At 42.5% G+C, this 19262-nt stretch carries 13 protein-coding genes; 9 read left to right on the forward strand and 4 right to left on the reverse strand.

The window, feature by feature from the left end; all coding sequences use genetic code 11:
* Positions 1-52: 52 nt before the first annotated feature.
* The 3 genes from QZT69_RS18530 to QZT69_RS18540 all read left to right on the forward strand — a co-directional run bounded on the left by QZT69_RS18530 (position 53) and on the right by QZT69_RS18540 (position 3963).
* Positions 53-919, forward strand: a complete 867-nt coding sequence (locus tag QZT69_RS18530; protein ID WP_294680223.1) for a YkgJ family cysteine cluster protein — start codon at positions 53-55, stop codon at positions 917-919.
* Positions 920-1726: 807 nt separating this feature from the next.
* A complete protein-coding gene (locus tag QZT69_RS18535; RefSeq protein ID WP_294680224.1) occupies positions 1727-3004 on the forward strand; it encodes a DUF748 domain-containing protein in 1278 nt (425 codons plus the stop codon).
* Positions 3001-3963: a hypothetical protein gene (locus QZT69_RS18540; protein WP_294680225.1), complete on the forward strand. Its 963-nt coding sequence runs from the start codon at positions 3001-3003 to the stop codon at positions 3961-3963. Before QZT69_RS18535 ends, QZT69_RS18540 begins: the two co-directional genes overlap by 4 nt.
* A gap of 56 nt (positions 3964-4019) precedes the next feature.
* Here QZT69_RS18540 and QZT69_RS18545 read toward each other — a convergent pair whose 3' ends face one another.
* From QZT69_RS18545 to secA, 3 genes are all read right to left on the reverse strand, one after another.
* The gene (locus QZT69_RS18545; RefSeq protein WP_294680226.1) at positions 4020-4538 is read right to left on the reverse strand and encodes an HAD family hydrolase; all 519 of its coding nucleotides are present in this window, start codon (positions 4536-4538) and stop codon (positions 4020-4022) included.
* A 1-nt stretch (position 4539) separates the two neighbouring features.
* Positions 4540-5301 (reverse strand): Rossmann-like and DUF2520 domain-containing protein, encoded by a 762-nt coding sequence (locus QZT69_RS18550; RefSeq protein WP_294680227.1) that lies wholly within the window; start codon positions 5299-5301, stop codon positions 4540-4542.
* A gap of 113 nt (positions 5302-5414) precedes the next feature.
* The gene (secA, locus tag QZT69_RS18560; RefSeq protein ID WP_294680229.1) at positions 5415-8768 is read right to left on the reverse strand and encodes a preprotein translocase subunit SecA; all 3354 of its coding nucleotides are present in this window, start codon (positions 8766-8768) and stop codon (positions 5415-5417) included.
* Between the two features lie 285 nt (positions 8769-9053).
* Between secA and QZT69_RS18565 the strand changes: the two genes are divergently transcribed.
* From QZT69_RS18565 to QZT69_RS18585, 5 genes are all read left to right on the forward strand, one after another.
* On the forward strand, positions 9054-9323 hold the full coding sequence (locus QZT69_RS18565; protein WP_294680230.1) for a hypothetical protein: 270 nt from the start codon (positions 9054-9056) through the stop codon (positions 9321-9323).
* Between the two features lie 142 nt (positions 9324-9465).
* Complete coding sequence (gene guaA / locus QZT69_RS18570) at positions 9466-10998, forward strand: glutamine-hydrolyzing GMP synthase (protein WP_294680231.1); 1533 nt, start codon at positions 9466-9468, stop codon at positions 10996-10998.
* Between the two features lie 103 nt (positions 10999-11101).
* On the forward strand, positions 11102-12874 hold the full coding sequence (locus QZT69_RS18575; protein WP_294680232.1) for a LysM peptidoglycan-binding domain-containing protein: 1773 nt from the start codon (positions 11102-11104) through the stop codon (positions 12872-12874).
* The gene (gene hemF / locus QZT69_RS18580; protein ID WP_294680233.1) at positions 12867-13757 is read left to right on the forward strand and encodes an oxygen-dependent coproporphyrinogen oxidase; all 891 of its coding nucleotides are present in this window, start codon (positions 12867-12869) and stop codon (positions 13755-13757) included. Before QZT69_RS18575 ends, hemF begins: the two co-directional genes overlap by 8 nt.
* A gap of 232 nt (positions 13758-13989) precedes the next feature.
* Entirely contained in the window at positions 13990-16845 is a 2856-nt protein-coding gene (locus QZT69_RS18585; RefSeq protein ID WP_294680234.1) for a PKD domain-containing protein, read from the forward strand.
* A gap of 74 nt (positions 16846-16919) precedes the next feature.
* Here QZT69_RS18585 and QZT69_RS18590 read toward each other — a convergent pair whose 3' ends face one another.
* Positions 16920-18095 carry a proline dehydrogenase family protein gene (locus QZT69_RS18590; protein ID WP_294680235.1) on the reverse strand — a complete coding sequence of 392 codons (1176 nt, stop codon included), beginning with the start codon at positions 18093-18095 and terminating at the stop codon, positions 16920-16922.
* A 79-nt stretch (positions 18096-18174) separates the two neighbouring features.
* Here QZT69_RS18590 and aroB point away from each other — a divergent pair, with 79 nt between their 5' ends.
* The gene (aroB, locus tag QZT69_RS18595; RefSeq protein WP_294680236.1) at positions 18175-19260 is read left to right on the forward strand and encodes a 3-dehydroquinate synthase; all 1086 of its coding nucleotides are present in this window, start codon (positions 18175-18177) and stop codon (positions 19258-19260) included.
* The last annotated feature ends 2 nt before the right edge of the window (positions 19261-19262 follow it).

The raw sequence follows: 19262 nt of genomic DNA on the forward strand, positions 1-19262 counted from the left end.
ATCTTAATAGAGTGAAGCATCCTTTTTCCTACCTTTACCCTTTATTTCTCCCGTGAAAAATACGCTATTAAATCGCTCGGATTCCCTCCCATTAACCTGTTCCCGCTCAGGAACCTGCTGCCACGGAAACCGGGTAAGGCTTAATCCGTGGGAGTTGATGCGTTTAGCACAGGCAAAGGGAATGACTTTGGAGGAATTCCGTAGGAAGCATACCCGGTCAGCCGGAACTGTTTTGCTTTTCAATGGAACCCCCAATCACACCGGGAAACCTTCATGCAGTTTGTATGAAGACGGCCTGGGATGCAGTGTACACCCGTCCCGGCCATTGGCTTGCCGCTTGTTTCCATTGGGCCGGCAGATCCAAAACGGCACCACTCAATACATGCACGAGGGTTCGGAATTTCCCTGTCTGAAAGAATGCCCGGAAGTACTCGACCTGCCAAAACTGACGGTTGAAAAATACCTCATAGGACAGGAGACAAGCGCGTTTGAGCAAGCCCAGGACGCCTACCTGGAAATGATGCAGAATCTGGCAGATGTTGCCTTCGAATTACTGCTCGATACCGGCTTGGCAGAATCGGGTGATACCCAAACACTCGCTTCCTGGCGGAGATTGGGAACGATGGATGCTGTTACTTTGGGTAAACAAATCCCGGCTGAATGGCTGGATATTCTCGTAATCCCCGACCTGCAAGTACAATCGGAAGATGTTCTTAACTTCGTTCAGGGGCACCAGGAACTACTGAATACCAAAATTCAGGAACTGTCCGAAACTCTTTCAACTTTGGATGCCGTCCGTGAAGCTGCTATTCTCATGATGGCGCTGGCCCTGTTTTTATCGCATTCCATCGGTGCCGACTCCAAAGGTCTCTCCGAACACTGGATCGAAATCGCCAAAAGCCACGGCGCACACGGGTAGATTGTTTCAAGTCAGTTTCGATTACTTTTCGGGACTGTTATTTAATCGCAAAAAGAAGATCGAAACCGCGGACCAATACCCAATTACACGACCGGTAGAAATGTTTTAGAATACCAAATCGTTAGCCGTTCTAAGAATGTTCTGATGAAACTGCCAGCCTGCCAATTCGCTTACCAATACCGGAAAGTGCTAAATCGCAGCGTTTGTAAAACGTCTGTGATTTGCATTTTGGATCCTGATCCCGCCTTTACGTGTATTGGTTCGAATCGGCAGGTTGGCTGAACGCCGTAATTGGGTAAAGGCTACCTCGTGTTACGTTTCAATGAAACTACACTTCGTCTTCAATCCACTTAGTGGCTTTCTTTTGTCTACTTTTTTTGCCTCGGAAAAAAGTAGAAGAAAAAGAGTGATTGTGGGGTAGGTGTATTTTATATGTTTAGGCCACTCCTAGTCTTATTTTTATCCGTCTGACAATGAATGATGTCTTAAAAAGCCTTTTGCTTCCTTTTTGGCTTTGGAAGAAACTGCGCAGCAGTTGAAGACGCACAGCAACAAACGGCAGTGCGAAAGCTTTAGGTAAGGAAGGAGGAACTAAATAGTCGAGAGCAAAAACCCTGCGCGTGCGGCACGCACCACCCATCATTCATTTAATTCGTAATACGGTTAGCCGATGCAGATAATTCGTAATTAGAATTAATTAACTTTTTGTGTAAAAAAACAATTCCTATCTTTTCTTTCAATAAATGAAACCACTCCATTACTAACCGGGTTTGTGCCGCTTGCCATCACAATTTTAAACAGATTGCCATGGAACAGAAACAAACGCCAAAGATGAGCCGGAGAGAGCGCAAAAAAGCTATGACTCCGGAAGAACGAAAGAAAAGAAAAAGAAAGCGCCGTATTATTTGGGGATCGATCATTGTGGTATTGGTCATTTTCCGGCTTCTTCTGCCATATATCGTTTTGAAGTATGTCAACGGAAAGCTCGAGAACCTGGAAGAATACTACGGCCATGTCGATGATATTGACATCCATCTGTACCGGGGCGCGTATGTGATCAAAGATATCAAGCTTCTGAAACGCGTGGAGAAAAAAGGCAAAACCGGGGAAAAAGATACGATTCCTTTTTTCAAATCGCCTGCTATCGATCTTTCCATTGAATGGCGTGCTATTTTCCATGGTTCTATTGTGGGTGAGATCAGTGTGGAAGAACCGGTTCTTAATTTCGTGAAGGATCGTCACAAAGGGGAGGATGTGAAAGCAGATACAGCCGATTTCGCGCAGTTGGTAGATGATTTGATGCCGGTAACAATCAACCGCTTCGACATTCACAACGGGCAGGTCCATTACATCGATCTCGAGGCCAAACCCAAACTGGATGTCGCTATGAAGAATATCAATATCACGGCAACCAACCTTACGAATGTGACGGATAGTAAAGAACTGCTTCCTGCAACACTCACAGCCAGTGCGGAGGCATATGAAGGAAAGTTTGCACTTAATGCCAAATTCGACGGGCTCGCGAAGAAACCGACCTTCGACATGAATGTTTCCATGAACAGCCTGAACCTGGTATTGTTGAATGATATGCTCCGGGAATACGGAAATTTCGATGTGAAGAAGGGAATTTTTAATATGTATGGCGAATTTGCAGCCAAAGAAGGGAAGTTCGGAGGATACGTAAAACCGTTCCTGAAGGACCTGGATGTTGTGCAGTGGAATAAACAGGAAGGAGATTTCAAGCAAATTCTTTGGGAAACACTGGTTGCAAGTGCAGCCGAGGTACTGCAGAACCAGAAAAAAGAGCAGTTGGCTACCAAGGTTAATTTCAACGGTACATTTGATAATGTTCATTTAAATACATGGAGGGCAATCAGTTTTGTTTTGCGCAATGCATTCCTGCATGCTTTGAAACCTTCTGTGGATAATTCCATAAATATTAATAACTTGAAGGAGGACGGTAAGAAAACATTCCTGGAAAAAATCTTTGGTGGCAACCCGGAGAAAAAGGAAGCGCGCAAAGAAAAGAGAGAAGCCAGAAAAGAGAAGCGTGAAGAGCGTAAAAACGAACGGAAAAAGAAATGATGATACTAAAACTGCGGCTTTGGCCTGTAATCCTGATCTTGCTTCTCGGAGGTGGCGGCTATTTGGTCTACTTCTTCATTCAGAAACAAAAAATGCTGAACCTATTGGTTCCGGAAGTCACGAAAATAACTTTGATAAAGGCGAACATTCACCAGGATACTGCTTATATCGAAGTGAATACCATTGTGACCAACAAGGCACCTTATGAAATGAACATTGATAGTGTGGTCTGTGATTTGGCTGTCGGCGGAACGCTTTTGGTGTCGACCAGCAACTACGTGGGACTGCACCAGCAAAGCGGTCAATCGGATTCGGTGACCTTTTCGGTGAAGATCCCGATCAGCCATACGCGCAATAAGATCATGAGCCTGCAGGGACAGGACTCTACCGGGTTAAGTATTTCTGCAGTAATTGTTTACTCCGGAATGAAGGTGCCATTCATAAAAAGTAAAAAGATTGAAGTTCCCGTTCCGCCAAAATTCAGGATATTGAAGACCGATAGAAAGGTTAAGTTGTTTAAGAAAGATATCGAGGCACAGCTTTTCCTGAGTATTATCAATGAAGGGAAGAACCTGTCTCTTGATCTTCACGACCTTCAGTACGAGATCATAATTGGTGATGATTTGGCTTCGAAAGGAAAATTCCCGAGGGATGTTTCTATCCGGCCGCAGTCCTCACAAGTGTTGAAGCTCCCCATGAATATAAAAATGAATCATCCTTTGGAAACTATTTTTAAAATTATGGGAGATAAGGACCGTCTTCCTTTTCGTATCAAGTTGAGCGGATACCTCGATGCCGGGAAAATGAAACGCATTCCTACGGTAATCTTTGCATCGGGGAAAATGGAATTGGTAAACGAGGAAAAAAAGAAAGTGGAAAAGAAGCGCGAGAAAGAAAAGAAAAAAGAACGCCGCCAGGAAAAGCGAGAAGACCGGAAAGAAAAAAGGAATAATAAATAATAAACACTGTAGGGACGCGATGCTTCGCGTCCCTACTTGTTTGTTTCAAGGTAATTTTACCAAACGAAAGCATCTTCTTTAAACCAATCACCGTGTACACGGAGTGTCTGTTCAATTACATCCCTCACACAACCCTTGCCGCCAAAATAAGGCGACTGATAATGCGAAATGTGCTTGATTTCCATCGCTGCGTCTTGCGGACAAGCAGCCATTCCTGCTATCTGCATCACCTGGTAATCCGGAAGATCATCTCCCATGTAAAGAACTTCTTCATCTTTGAAACCGTGTTTTTCTTTCAGCTGTTGGTAAACCTGCACTTTGTGGGATGAACGCAGGTGTACTTCCGTTACGCCCAAATGAATAAGGCTGGTTTTTACGTCTTCGGAGTTTCCTCCGGTGATAATGAAAATCTTATAGCCTTTCTTTACGGCATATTGGATCGCGTAACCGTCTTTGGAATTTAATCCGCGCAATAGTTCTCCGTGGTAGGGATAAACAGTTCCGTCTGTTAAAACACCATCAATATCAAAAATAAATGTGGAAATGCTGTTTAAACGCTCTTTGTAGCTAATCATCTTATTGGTGGTGTTTGATAATGCTTTTGGTTAATGTCTGGTAGATATTTTTCTGATCCGGCTCCAACAATTGCAGGTGCTTTTTGATCGTGCTCTGATCATTGCGTACAGCAGGCCCCGTCAATATGTCGTGGGGATCATTTGTCTGGATTTTTTCCATTGTTTGATTGATCAGCGGTTTCAGCCAGTCGAATTCAATACCGTGTTCCCGGCAGTAATGTGCCGCAAGATCAATGATGTGATTGGTAAAGTTATTGGCAAATACGGCAGCAACATGCAGGTATTGGCGCTTTTCTTCCGATAGTTCGATGGCATTTCCGCTGAATTCTTGAGCGAGTTTCATCAGGAATGTCTTGAATTTCTCGTCGGAAGCCTCAATAAAAAGCGGAAGCCCTTTCCATTGAATGCTTTGATCTGCTTTAAAGCTTTGCAATGGATAAAAAGTACCAACCGGGTGTTTGGTTTTTAAGTGGTTCAGATTTACCGTTCCCGAAACAGAAACAACAGGTGCAAATTTCGAAACAAGCCGGATCATTTCCACCATGGTGTTATCATTCACCGCGCAAAAAACGATATCGAAGTCAATGAATTCTTTAAAATCATTGGTGAACTGAACATCTTTTGCAGGTATCGAAACGGGTAAATTGTTCCCTGAGCGCGAATAAACTGTCAGGTTCGTTTGTCCCAATTCAAGGAGACGCTGTAGAAAATGGATTCCCACATTTCCCATTCCCACAATTCCAATTTTCAATTTTTGGTTCATGCTTCAAAAGTAAAATTTATTTGGAAACAATGTAGGGACGCGATGCGTCGCGTCCCTACTGTTTATTATCTTTATAACAAGAAAATGGCGGTTCAATTGAACCGCCATTTTTTCTATTTTCCGTGACATTGTTTGTATTTCTTTCCGCTTCCGCAAGGACAAGGATCATTTCGCCCGATTTTCGGTTCCGTAGAAACAATTGGTTGTTGTTTCTCGCGTTGTGGTGCCGAATTTCGCATCGCTTCTTCATAACCTTCACTTCCGCTGAAACGAGGCATTTCAGTACTGCTTGTTGAAGTTGATTCGATCTGTGCTTGTGCGTAATTGTTTTGAGTAACTTCTCTGTTCGTTGTCTGGATATCATCCAGCTGGTCTCTCGGAACATCCGCTTTCACTAAGAATTCGACTGTTTCATTACTCAAACGTGCGTTCATTGCCTTAAACAATTCGAACGATTCCAATTTGTAGATCAGCAACGGATCTTTTTGCTCGTAAACGGCTTGCTGAACAGAGCTTCGTAAATCATCCATTTCACGTAAGTGCTCTTTCCACTCGTTGTCGATCATTCCCAAAACAATATTGCGTTCCAATGCATTCGGAACAGATGCTCCGTTTGATTCATAAGCTTCTTTCAGGCTCACAACCAAAGGCATTGTTTTCACTCCGTCTGTAATAAGGAACTGGATATTTTGGTATTGGGACATCGTTTCATATACGTGCTTGATCTGAGGCATCGAAATTTCAGCCAAACGAGCATTCTTTCTGTTGTAATGTTCCATCACACCGTCATACAGATCGTTTACCAAATCATCGTATTTTGCTGTTTTGAATTGTTCCTCTGATACCGGGGATTCCATACCGACGATGCGGATCATATCGATGTTGAAGTTTTCGAAAGAACCACCCTGATGCGTATTTACCAATCCTTCGATCACATCGTAGAACATATTGGAAACGTCTACGCTTAATCGATCTCCGAACAAGGCGTTGCGGCGCTTTTTATAAATTGCTTTACGCTGAGCATTCATCACGTCATCGTATTCCAATAAACGCTTACGGATACCAAAGTTGTTTTCTTCTACCTTTTTCTGCGCACGTTCAATGGATTTGGAAACCATGCTGTGCTGGATCACTTCTCCTTCTTTCAAACCAAGACGGTCCATGATTCGGGCAATACGCTCGGAACCGAACTTACGCATCAAATCATCTTCCAGTGAAACGAAGAAAGTAGAAGATCCCGGATCTCCCTGGCGACCTGAACGACCACGAAGCTGTCTGTCTACACGGCGGGAATCGTGTCTTTCCGTACCGATAATTGCCAAACCTCCGGCTTCTTTAACGCCTTCTCCTAATTTGATATCGGTACCACGACCGGCCATGTTGGTTGCAATTGTTACTGCTCCGGCCTTACCTGCATCAGCTACGATCTCAGCTTCACGCTGGTGGTACTTCGCGTTCAAGACCTGGTGAGGAATGTTGCGCATTTTCAACATACGGCTCAATAACTCGGAAATCTCTACGGTTGTTGTACCAACCAATACCGGTCTTCCGGCCTGAACCAGTTTGTTGACTTCTTCAATCACTGCCGCATATTTTTCACGGGCAGTTTTGAATACCAAATCATTATCATCTTTACGTGAAATCGGACGGTTGGTAGGAATTACTACCACGTCTAATTTGTAAATATCCCAGAATTCTTTTGCCTCTGTTTCTGCCGTACCTGTCATACCAGCCAGTTTGTGGTACATACGGAAGTAATTCTGAAGCGTAACAGTGGCATACGTTTGCGTTGCAGCTTCTACCGTTACATTTTCTTTTGCTTCGATCGCCTGGTGCAATCCGTCGGAATAACGGCGACCTTCCATGATACGGCCTGTAGATTCGTCAACGATCTTAATCTTTCCGTCCATGATCACATATTCCACTTCTTTTTCAAAAAGGGCATATGCTTTCAATAATTGGGAAACAGAGTGGATACGTTCCGATTTTACGGTATAGTCACGGATCAGGACTTCTTTTTTATCAGCGAACTCTTCCTTAGGAAGGTTTTGTTTTTGCAATTGAGCGATTTCGGATGAAATATCCGGCATCACAAAGAAATTACGGTCTTCGTTCCCGGAGATCAGGTCAATTCCTTTTTCAGTCAATTCAACAGTGTTTTGTTTTTCATCGATTACGAAGAACAATTCCACGTCGATTTTTTTCATTTGTTTTCCCTGCTCAGCCATGTATTGGTTCTCTACTTTCTGCAAGTGAGACTTGATACCAGGTTCGGACAGGAATTTGTGCAATGCTTTGTTTTTAGGCAAACCTCTGTGAGCACGAAGCAAGGCAATTCCTCCTTGTTCCAAAGCCGTCTTTTGGTCCATTCCTTCAACTGTTCCGCCGTTGATTACCGTCAGCATTCTTTTTGCGTCAGCTAAAGCCTGGTTCACATATTTGCGCTGTGCTTCAACGATTAATTCGACACGTGGTTTCAATTCGTAGAATTCGTGCTGGTCTCCTTTCGGAGTTGGACCTGAAATGATCAAAGGTGTACGTGCATCATCAATCAATACGGAATCGACCTCATCGACAATTGCAAAATGGTGTTTTCTCTGAACCAGATCTTCCACAGCACTTGCCATGTTGTCACGCAGGTAATCGAACCCGAATTCGTTGTTCGTTCCGAAAGTAATATCAGCCATGTAAGCGGCTCTGCGTGCTTCTGAGTTCGGTTGGTGTTTATCAATACAATCTACCGTTAACCCGTGGAATTGGTACAAAGGCCCCATCCACTCGGAGTCACGTTTTGCCAGGTAGTCATTCACGGTTACTACGTGAACACCTTTTCCTGAAAGTGCATTTAAGTAAACAGGAAGTGTTGCAACCAATGTTTTACCTTCCCCGGTCTGCATCTCAGCAATGTTTCCACGGTGTAATACTGCTCCACCCATCAGCTGAACGTCATAATGAACCATCACCCATTCAACGGAAGCTCCCGCAGCAGTCCATTTGTTGCTCCAGATTGCTTTGTCCCCTTCGATGATAATACCGTCTTTTTGAGTAGCGAGCGTTTTGTCCAATTCTGTTGCGGTTACTGCCAGCTGGCCGTTTACTGCCCAGCGTCTTGCTGTTTCCTTAACTACGGCAAATGCTTCAGGAAGAATTTCTTCCAATACTTTCTCAATGATTTCGTTTACCTCTTTCTCTTTTGAATCAATGCTTTCATAGATTGCCTCCTTTTGATGCAAAGGCATATTCGGATTGTTCGCTTTTTGGGTCAGATCGGCAATTTCCGCTTCCAAAGCTGAAATAGCTTCCTGAACTTTCTGTTTAAACTTGGCTGTTCTACCACGTAAAGCGTCGTCAGACTCGTTCTGTAATGTATTGAATATTTCTCCAACTTGCTGGATAACAGGCTGGTATTTTTTTTGATCAGTCGCTGACTTATCGCCTAAGATTTTCTTTAAAATTCCTCCTAACATGGTGTTTATTATAAATCGAAGCCAAAAATAATGAAATTCCCCGATGCTTCTTTAGTTATTGAGGGCTGTTCGTCATAAATTATTCCAAAAATTCTTAAGCGGACAAATTGTCATGTGGAAGTATTCCGGATGTTCATTTACAGCCCTGTACAGGAAAGAATTGGTGAGAACTGCTTGAATAAAGACGCTTTCTGACCATCTGTCACTCTTTTATTGCCATTTTATTTGGTGAATTATTCTGATATCTCTATTTTCGGTCGAAATTTATTACCTATTTAATTATCTATGAAAAAATCAATCTTTGCTTTTGCACTAATCGGAATGGCTTTAGTTTCTTGTAAAAAAGACTATTCTTGTACATGTACTGACTCTGGTGTCAATTATTACGACTCTGATTTTGATGGTGTTGATGAAGCACATCCTTATTCAGATACATATACTTATCAAGTGGAGGGTGCAACTAAAACTCAGGCGGTAGCAGCTTGTAATGAAGCAACCGTTAAAGGACAGGATGAAATGGATACTTATGAGTATTCATGCAAACTTTCTAAGTAAAATAGTAGGCATTTTAGTGCTTGTGCCGGTTTATCGTTTGGATAGCCGGCATTTTTTGTTTTAAGTCCCGAACCTTAAAAAATCAATCACTGAATTCTATTTTGGACGTACTTGATTTGGCGCAAAAGTTATATCTTTGCACATGCAAGAAATGATCCTTATCCTTGATTTCGGTTCGCAATACACTCAGTTGATTGCGCGCCGCGTACGCGAATTGAATGTTTATTGTGAAATCCATCCGTGGAATAAAATTCCGGAACTGGGTGCTCACATCAAAGGTGTGATTTTGTCCGGAAGTCCTTTCTCGACAAGAGACCCGGAATCCCCGAAACCTGATTTGAGTGCGATCAAAGGAAAATTCCCTTTACTTGGAGTTTGTTTCGGAGCGCAGTACATGGCCCAAAATTTCGGTGGGGAAGTACTTCCTTCAACCATTCGTGAATACGGACGTGCAAATTTATCTTTCGTAGACAACTCAAACGAATTGGTGGCAGGAATGTCAACCGGTTCACAGGTTTGGATGAGTCACGGAGATACCATTAAGAACGTTCCGGATTCTTATCAAATCATTGCATCTACCAAAGATGTGCATGTTGCCGGATATGCAATCAAGGGAGAAACTACTTATGGTATCCAGTTCCACCCGGAAGTATACCATTCATTGGAAGGAGCGATCTTATTGAGAAACTTTATCGTAGATATTTGTGGCTGTTCTCAAAACTGGACACCGGATTCATTTGTTGATACAACAGTTGCCGAATTAAGAGCAAAATTGGGGAATGATAAGGTAATTCTCGGATTATCAGGAGGTGTTGATTCTTCTGTAGCAGCCATGATCCTGCACCGCGCGATCGGATCCAATTTACACTGCATTTTCGTGGACAACGGATTATTGCGCAAGAATGAGTTTAATTCCGTTTTGGAAAGCTATAAAGGATTGGGATTGAACGTAAAAGGAGTGGATGCTTCCCAGGATTTTTATGCAGCACTTTCAGGATTGACTGACCCTGAATTGAAGCGCAAAGCGATCGGGAAAGTTTTCGTAGACGTTTTTGATGCGGAATCCAAATTAGTAACGGATGCAAAATGGCTGGGACAGGGAACAATCTACCCGGACGTTATTGAATCGGTTTCGGTAAACGGCGGACCTTCACAAACGATCAAATCACACCACAATGTGGGCGGATTGCCTGATTATATGAAATTACAAGTCGTTGAGCCTTTGAGATTGTTGTTCAAAGATGAGGTGAGACGTGTTGGAAGATCTTTGGAACTTCCGGAAAACATCCTGAACAGACACCCTTTCCCGGGACCCGGATTAGGAATTCGCATTCTGGGAGAAGTAACTGCTGAGAAAGTACGTATTTTGCAGGAAGTAGACGCTATTTTTATTGACGGATTAAAAGAGCACGGTTTGTACAACGATGTTTGGCAGGCAGGTGCGATTTTCCTTCCGATCCAGTCTGTGGGAGTAATGGGAGACGAAAGAACCTATGAAAACGCAGTGGCATTGAGAGCTGTAAGTTCTACAGATGGCATGACAGCAGATTGGTGTCATTTACCGTATGAGTTCCTGGCGCTGATCTCCAATAAGATCATTAACCAGGTGAAAGGAATTAACCGCGTAACTTACGATATTAGTTCCAAACCGCCTGCTACCATTGAGTGGGAATAAGATTGGCATAACTCTTGGGATAGGAAGTTTAAAAGTTTTAAAAGGGGTTAATGAACCTTTTTGAACTTTTTGAACCTTTTTAACACTTGACATTTTTAAAACTATGAAGTATTTCATTTTTCTCTGTTTATTCCTCTTTTCCAAAGGATTATTTGCACAAGTCGATACAAAAGATTGGGTGTATGAATACTCCAACGGGAAGAAATATGCAGTCCATATTGCACAAGCCGGAAACACTCTTTGGGGAATCCATACCACTTATAATGTTCCGGTAGAAGACATCGTTGCAGCAAACCCGGGAATTGAAAAGGGGGTGAAGGAAGGATACCGATACCTGATTCCGTTGGGTGGAGCTGATATGAAGGTCCAAAGCGGGACAATTGTGCGCGAACATACCGTTGAAAAAGGAGAAACAGCGTTTTCGATCGCTAAGAAGTATAATTCATCTGTAGACGACCTGCTGAAGTACAATCCGGGAATTGACAAAGGATTGAAAATAGGACAGGTACTGAAAGTGATCGTTGCTCCGACATCAGAGAATATTCCACCGAAACAGGAAGACAAACCGAAAGTAACTCCGCCGTCCGTCACATTTACGGATACGGTTTTGGTATACGAAGTAAAGGCAGGCGAAACGCTGTATACGATTTCCAAACGTTTTATGGTCCCTGTAAATGATCTTCAGAAATTTAATAACCTGAAATCTGCTTCTATCAAATCGGGAGATGTTTTGAGAATTCCTTTGAAGAAAGAAAATGTGAAGCAGGTCCAGATTCGTGAAGTACAGCCGAAAGAAGAAGTGCGAAAAGTAGATGAGGAACTGATCTTTAAATCCAAGGCAAAATACAATATCGCAGTATTGTTGAGCTTCGGATTGAACGATAAATCAGCAAATACAGCATTGAAAAATTTAGCAACCGAGTTTTATATGGGAGTTGAATTAGCTGCAGATTCATTGGAAAAGCTTGGATTTGATGCGACAATTAAGGTCATTGACATTCCGCTGGATTCGGTTGGGATCCTAAAAGTGCTCAATACGGCTGAAATGAAAGGAATGGACCTGGTATTCGGACCATTGGTACCGCAGAGTGCGGATATTGTGGGAAGATGGTGTGGCCAACAAAAGATCCGTATGGTTTGTCCTTCAGCATGCAATAGTTCTTTGTTGAAGAATAATCCGTATATCTACGCATCTGTAACTTCAGATATGACCCAGCAGGAAATCCTTGCTAAATATACAATCGATAAATTCAAAACCGCTCAGATCATTTTGGTGAATCCGGGAAATGCAAAGGACCAGGAGTTGTTTGATGCGTATAGAAAACGTTTTATGGAGCTTTCCAAGAAGAATGGAAATATCAAACTGATCGATGCGAAGACAAGTGATTTTACTACGTTTATCCGTAAAAGCGGCGAATCTGTGGTTATTTTCCCTTCAAGAGATAAAGGAAAAGTGATCAGTTTCATCAATGCCCTGCACAAAGCAGTCGGAAAATCCCCGAATGCAGATGTAACAGTTTTCGGAACGAAAGAATGGGGTGGTTTTGATGATGTTTCGGGGTATTACAAAACCAGGTACAAGATTACCTGGACTTCTTCCAGTGATTTGAACTATTCCCTACCGGATACACAAACGTTACTTCGTTTGTACCGCAAGAAATTCCACACAGATATGAACAAAGCAGGAGCGCAGGGATTTGATGTGGTTTATTATTTTGCTAAAACCTTACTGATGAAAGAAAAGGTAGAGAGTGAAGTGATCAATGCATTTGACCTGAAAGCTGCTTTGCCTGGAAGCGGATATGAAAACCATGCGTGTTTCATCTTAAAGCACGAAGATTATGAACTAATCCGCGTAGGAGTTTTCTATGAATAAGGAAACAATAGGACAGGAATTCCGCGCTTTACAGCTCTTTATCTGTAATGAGCTTGAGCGTGTTGACGGAACCGGGAAGTTCTCGGAAGACGCATGGGACCGTACAGAAGGCGGGGGTGGTAAAACGCGTACCATTCGCAACGGTTCAGTGATTGAAAAGGGAGGTGTGGCTTTTTCCGAAGTTTACGGTCCCGTTTCAGATGAAATGAAATCACAGTTAAAGATGGAAGGGAACCAGTTCTATGCAACGGGTGTTTCCATCGTTTTGCATCCCAATAATCCGCATGTACCGATCATTCACATGAATGTGCGTTATTTTGAATTGGATAACGGTATTCATTGGTTCGGTGGAGGAATTGATCTGACACCGCATTATGTTGTACAAGAGCAGGCAGTTTTATTTCATCAAAAACTTAGATCGGTCTGCAATAAATACGATGAATCCTTCTACCCGAAATTCAAAGAGTGGGCAGACGAGTATTTTTACCTGCCTCACAGAGGTGAAACACGTGGAGTTGGTGGGATCTTTTTCGATCACCTGAACAATCATTTCCAGCTGAACAAAGAACAATTATTCCGTTTCTGTGTGGATTTGGGCGAGAGTTTCCCTTTCCTGTATGAAGAACAGGTTAATTGGGGCAAGAACAAAGCCGTCTCCGAATCCGAAAAACAATGGATGAATTACCGAAGAGCCCGGTATGCGGAATTTAATCTTGCTTTCGACCGCGGAACGAAATTCGGATTGTACTCGGGTGGAAGAACAGAATCGATCTTAATGAGCATGCCGCCGGTAGCCGAATGGGAGTATGATTACCAACCCGATCCGGAATCACCGGAAGGAAAAACACTGGCTTATCTGAAGGAAAAACATACTTATTTATGAGAAAAAATGATCAATTATGAATTATCAGGCATAAAAGATCCGGCTTGATAATTGAAATACTTCATAATTGATAATTACAGATACTGTTTTAAAATTAAACTATTTCCCCTTTCCATGTAAATATCTTTAAGATTCCTTCAATACCTGTTATTTTTAACAAAATCAAATTCATTTAGAGGCAACTATCGCTTCATTCTTCCGTAACTTTAGCGTATCAATTAATGATAGTTAAATGATTGTGAAGAAAATTGTTGTTAAGCTGGCGCTGATAGGCTTGACATTTATTACAGGCACTGCTTATGCTCAGATGCAGCCTGCCTGTCCCAATGCGAATTTTTCCATGGGTGGATTTAATAACTGGACAGCAACTACAGGTGATATGATATCTGCATCTGATGATAATACAACACCGGTTACTGAGGCAGTTTGGGATCCTTTCCAGGTAAATGGGGTGATGTCCGGGAGACACACAATTATTTCCACACCGGGAATCGATCCATACACTTGTGGCGGCTTACCCCTTTTGCCTCCCGGATCTTTTGTGGTTGCAAAACTTGGAGATAATAATACCAATTCAATGTGTGAGGCATTACGTTATTCAATGCCGGTTACGATTGATAATTCTCTATTGATTTATAAGTACGCAGCTGTTTTGGAGGATGGCGGTTCTAACCATGGTCAGTATTCACAACCACGTATGACTATTAAAATTAGAGATGGGGCCGGGAATGTTATCACTGGTGGGTGCGGCCAATACGATGTTTATTCGGGGCAGTCGGGGCAAAACTTCCAAACATGTAATTCTGTTAAATGGTTACCCTGGTCTACGGCCGCCGTGGATTTGTCTGCATATATTGGACAAACGATCCAGGTAGAATTTATTACACAGGATTGTGATCAGGGTGCGCATTTCGGTTATGCTTATTTTACCATGAGTTGTATGCCCTTGAGATTGTCAGTTCAATATTGCCAGGGGAGTAACAATGCCGTATTAACTGCTCCAGCCGGATTCAGCAGCTATTTGTGGAGCAATGGAGCAACAACTCCTTCGATTACAATTCCCAATCCTGTTTCGGGTACGAATTATTCCTGTCAGCTTACAACAATTACCAATGCTGGTTCATGCAGTGTTACTATCGATACAGATATTGAGCCAACAGTAATTAATCCCAACTACACCTACACTCAACCCTGCGGACAGTTAAATGTGCAGTTCACCAATACTTCCACTGTAAATAACAACAGCATTGTTGCCAACCTTTGGAATTTCGGGGATAATACGACTTCTTCACTATCCAGTCCGAGCCATACATACGCAGCACCGGGTGTTTACGACGTGCGTCTGATCACTTTTGAAACGGCCGGCTGTAAAGACACTATCATCCAGCAGGTAACTGTGAAGTCTATTCCTACGGCAGATTTTACGATCCCGAACACGTGTATGCTGGCTCCGGTAAGTCCTACGAATACTTCGACGGATTTGATCAATCAGGCAATGACCTATTCCTGGGATTTCGGCGACGGAACTCCATTGGAAACAGGAGCAGCTCCGGCACACATTTATCAAAATGCAGGAACGTATACTGTAACATTGGTTGCGACCAACCAGGATGGATGTACACATACCCGTACAAAAACAATTACAGTATATCCGCTTCCGCCGGTAGAAGCAGGAGTTGACCAACAACTTTGTCCTTATACTCCAATGACTTTGAATGGTTCGGGAGCACAATTTTATACCTGGAATAACAATGCAACAGACGGAACTCCGTTTATTCCTACCGTAGATGGAAAGTACATCGTTACAGGAACAGATGCGAACGGTTGTGTTAACAAGGATTCATTGATGGTTACATTTTTACCGGCACCTCTTGTTTCAGCCGGTCCGGATGTATCGGTTTGCGAGAATACACCGGTTACTTTTACCGGAACCGGAACAGCAAATACCTATACCTGGTCGAATGGAATTACGGACGGACAGGCTTACACTCCTGCAGTTGGTACCTTTGAGATTGTCGTAACCGGTTACGATGCATCCAATTGCTTCGGCCTGGATACTGTTATTTTGATCGTAAACCCATTGCCGATTGTGAATGCAGGCCCGGATCAGATTATCTGCCAGGGAACTTCGGCAACACTTTCCGGTTCGGGAGCTGAAACTTATGCCTGGGATAATGGAGTTACGGATAATGTTCCTTTTTCACCGGTGAGTGATCTGACGTATACGGTTACCGGAACTTCTGCGGCAGGATGTACCAATACGGACCAGGTAATGGTGACTATTGAAGCACCGGTTGTTTTCGATATTACTTCCGGTTTGGAACCTGCGTGTGAGCCGCATGAGGCGATGATCTTTAACAACTCTACCGGAACACCAAGTGTCAATACGCAATGGACATTCGGCGACGGAAACACCTTGTCGAGTATCAGTGATACGGTTACGAATCTTTATGAAAACCAGGGGTGTTATGATTTGAATATTACTTCAACGACCGCTTTGGGATGCGTTTGGACGCAAAGTTATCCAAGTTTTGTTTGTGTTTACCCGAATCCTACAGCGAACTTCACAGCAAATCCCGGAGTAATTTCCGTGATATCACCAGAAGCAGATCTGATTAACTCTTCAACAGGAGCTACTAATTATATCTGGGATTTCGGTGACGGAACAGAGATTTCGAATGACTTCAGTCCTACACATACCTTTGTGGTAGAGCCGGAGCAAAATTTTTCGGTAACATTGGTTGCGATTTCCGAACATGGTTGTATAGATTCTATTACGAAGGTGATATTAATGGAAAAAGGTGTAATTTTGTATGCACCGAATTCATTTACTCCGGATGGGAACCAGTTCAATCCTGTTTTCCTTCCGATCGTAACTTCGGGGGTAGATAAAAATCAATACGAATTAGAGATTTTCAACCGATGGGGGGAAGTTGTGTTCAGTACAACGGATACCGAAGAAGGTTGGGACGGTACTTATAAAGGAATTGCTTGTAAAGAAGGAATGTATTCATGGAAAATTAAGTACAAGACTTCATCAAGTGATGAAAAAAGGGAGCAATTCGGACACGTGAACTTATTGCGTTAGAGTTGCTGCAAAGCTTAACAAATTCGATTATTTGTTATTAATAAAATTCAAACCCAGTAAGAAAGGGAGTCCAATCAGGCTCCCTTTCTTCTTTTAATTTCTTCTTTGATTAGTTTTAATTCCCTGCCGGTTTGTCCTTTTACCGAGGTGTTTTCATCCGCTCTGCGAAACAGGTAAGGAATTACTTCTTCCACCGGTCCGTAAGGAACATATTTGGCTACGTTGAATCCTTTAGAAGCCAGGGTATAGGAAATATGATCACTCATTCCCAATAACTGGGCAAAGTAAACGCGTTTATCTGTTTTATCGATTCCTTTCTTTTCGATCAAATCTGCCAAATAAGCAGAGGAATGTTCATTATGAGAACCGGCACATAAAGCCATTTGAGAGAAGTTCTCAGACTCTGTTAAAAACTCCAGAGCGTTATCGTAATCCGTATCACATGTTTTCTTATCCGGCTGAATAGGAGAAGGGTAGTTGTTTTCCACAGCCCTTTTTCTTTCTTTTTCCATGTATGCGCCACGAACAAGCTTCACACCGTATTGTATGTTTTCGGCTTTTGCCCATGCAATGCTTGCTTTTAAGAATGCCAAACGATCGTGACGGTATATTTGGACCGTGTTAAAGACAATTGCACGTTCCTTGTTGTATTTCAGCATCATTTCATGCGTAATGCGGTCAATAACATCCTGGATCCAGCTTTCTTCCGCATCGATAAAAACCGGTACATCTGCATCAAATGCTTCCTTGCAGATACGGTTTACCCGTTCCACTGTTTCGTGGTATTCTTTCAGATCACTTTCCGAAATGTTCTCAATTCCTTCATTCGTCAATTCCAGCAGACCAAAACGTGAAATACCCGTTACTTTAAATACTGCGAAGGGAATTCCCGGATTTCCTTTTGCCTTGTGGATAGTTGCAATGATCTCTTTGGTGGTGTGCTCAAAATCCTCAGCACTTGTTTTTCCTTCCACAGAATAATCCAGGATCGTTCCTACATGGTGTTTCCACATTGCATCAATTGTTGAAGTACATTCTTCAATGGTTTCTCCACCGCAGAATTGAGCAAAGATGGTTGATTTGATCATCCCCTTGATAGGAAGGCCGATATTCAAACCAAAACGGGTCAATCCTTTTCCTGATTTTACAAGAAATGGACTTGCCATAACGGAAAAAAGAAAATGTGCCCGCTTCAGATCCTTATCTGACTTATGTTTGAACGCAATTTCTGTGTTATTAAAAGATATCATGGGGCAAAATTAATCGCTTTCGAGTATTTTTGTTCACCTTTAATCTGAATTTATTTGTTACATCATTGAAATTGGCGCTTTGAAAAAAATAAAATGTAATTCTTACACCGTAGAAGTTGGTAATCTGGAGCTTTCTTCTTTCCCTGCGATACTTCAGGAATCCTATAGAGATGTTCGAAAAGTAATCGTTGTGGATGAGAATACACATGATTTTTGTTTGGAATACCTGCTCACTGCTTTTCCTATGTTGGAAGATGCCGAGGTGATTTTACTGCCGACCGGTGAAGAAAATAAAGTGATGGAAGTTTGTTTCCAGGTTTTGGAAGCACTTTCTGACTATGGAATTGTGCGCTCGGACCTTGTTATTACGCTTGGTGGCGGAGTTGTGAGTGATATGGGAGGGTTTATCGCTTCTATTTACAAAAGAGGATTGCCGTGCGTCCATATTCCTACTTCCCTGATGGGGATGGTTGATGCGGCTATCGGCGGTAAAACCGGTATTGATCTGGGGAATTTAAAGAACCAGATAGGAACTTTCTATGATCCTGTTGCTATTTATGTAGACCAACGCTTCCTGTCAACTTTGCCGGAAGAAGAGTGGAGAAGTGGTTTCGCGGAGGTTTTGAAACATGCCCTGATCGATGATAAAAAAGAATGGGAGCGATTAATATCCAGTAAGCAGGACGAGTTATTCTCTGAAGAGAATGTGAAAAAGATCCTGGAAAGATCGATTGGTGTTAAAGCGAAAATTGTGACGGAAGATCCAACGGAGAAGGGAAGAAGAAAATCGCTGAATTTTGGTCATACGATCGGCCACGCTATTGAAGGATATTACCTGGAACTGAACCCGATGTCGCATGGAAACTGCGTTGCGCTTGGAATGATTGCCGAAGCATATTTGTCGAATCAGAAAGGAACCTTAACATCCGAAGAACTGAACGAAATTGTGCAGGTTATGATGGCTTTATATCCGTGCCCCGAAGATTTATTGACTGGTGTCGGAATCATGCTTGAACTAATGAAAAACGATAAGAAAAATGATCAGCAGGGAGTAAGAACCTGTTTTTTGAATAAGATCGGAGAATGTTCCTGGAATCATTTAATCGATGAGGATGATATCAAGGCGGCGTTTAATTATTTGTACCAATGTTATTATAAAAATTAAAT

It is taken from the genome of uncultured Fluviicola sp. (genome assembly GCF_902168135.1).
Taxonomy (GTDB): Bacteria; Bacteroidota; Bacteroidia; order Flavobacteriales_D; family Crocinitomicaceae; genus Fluviicola.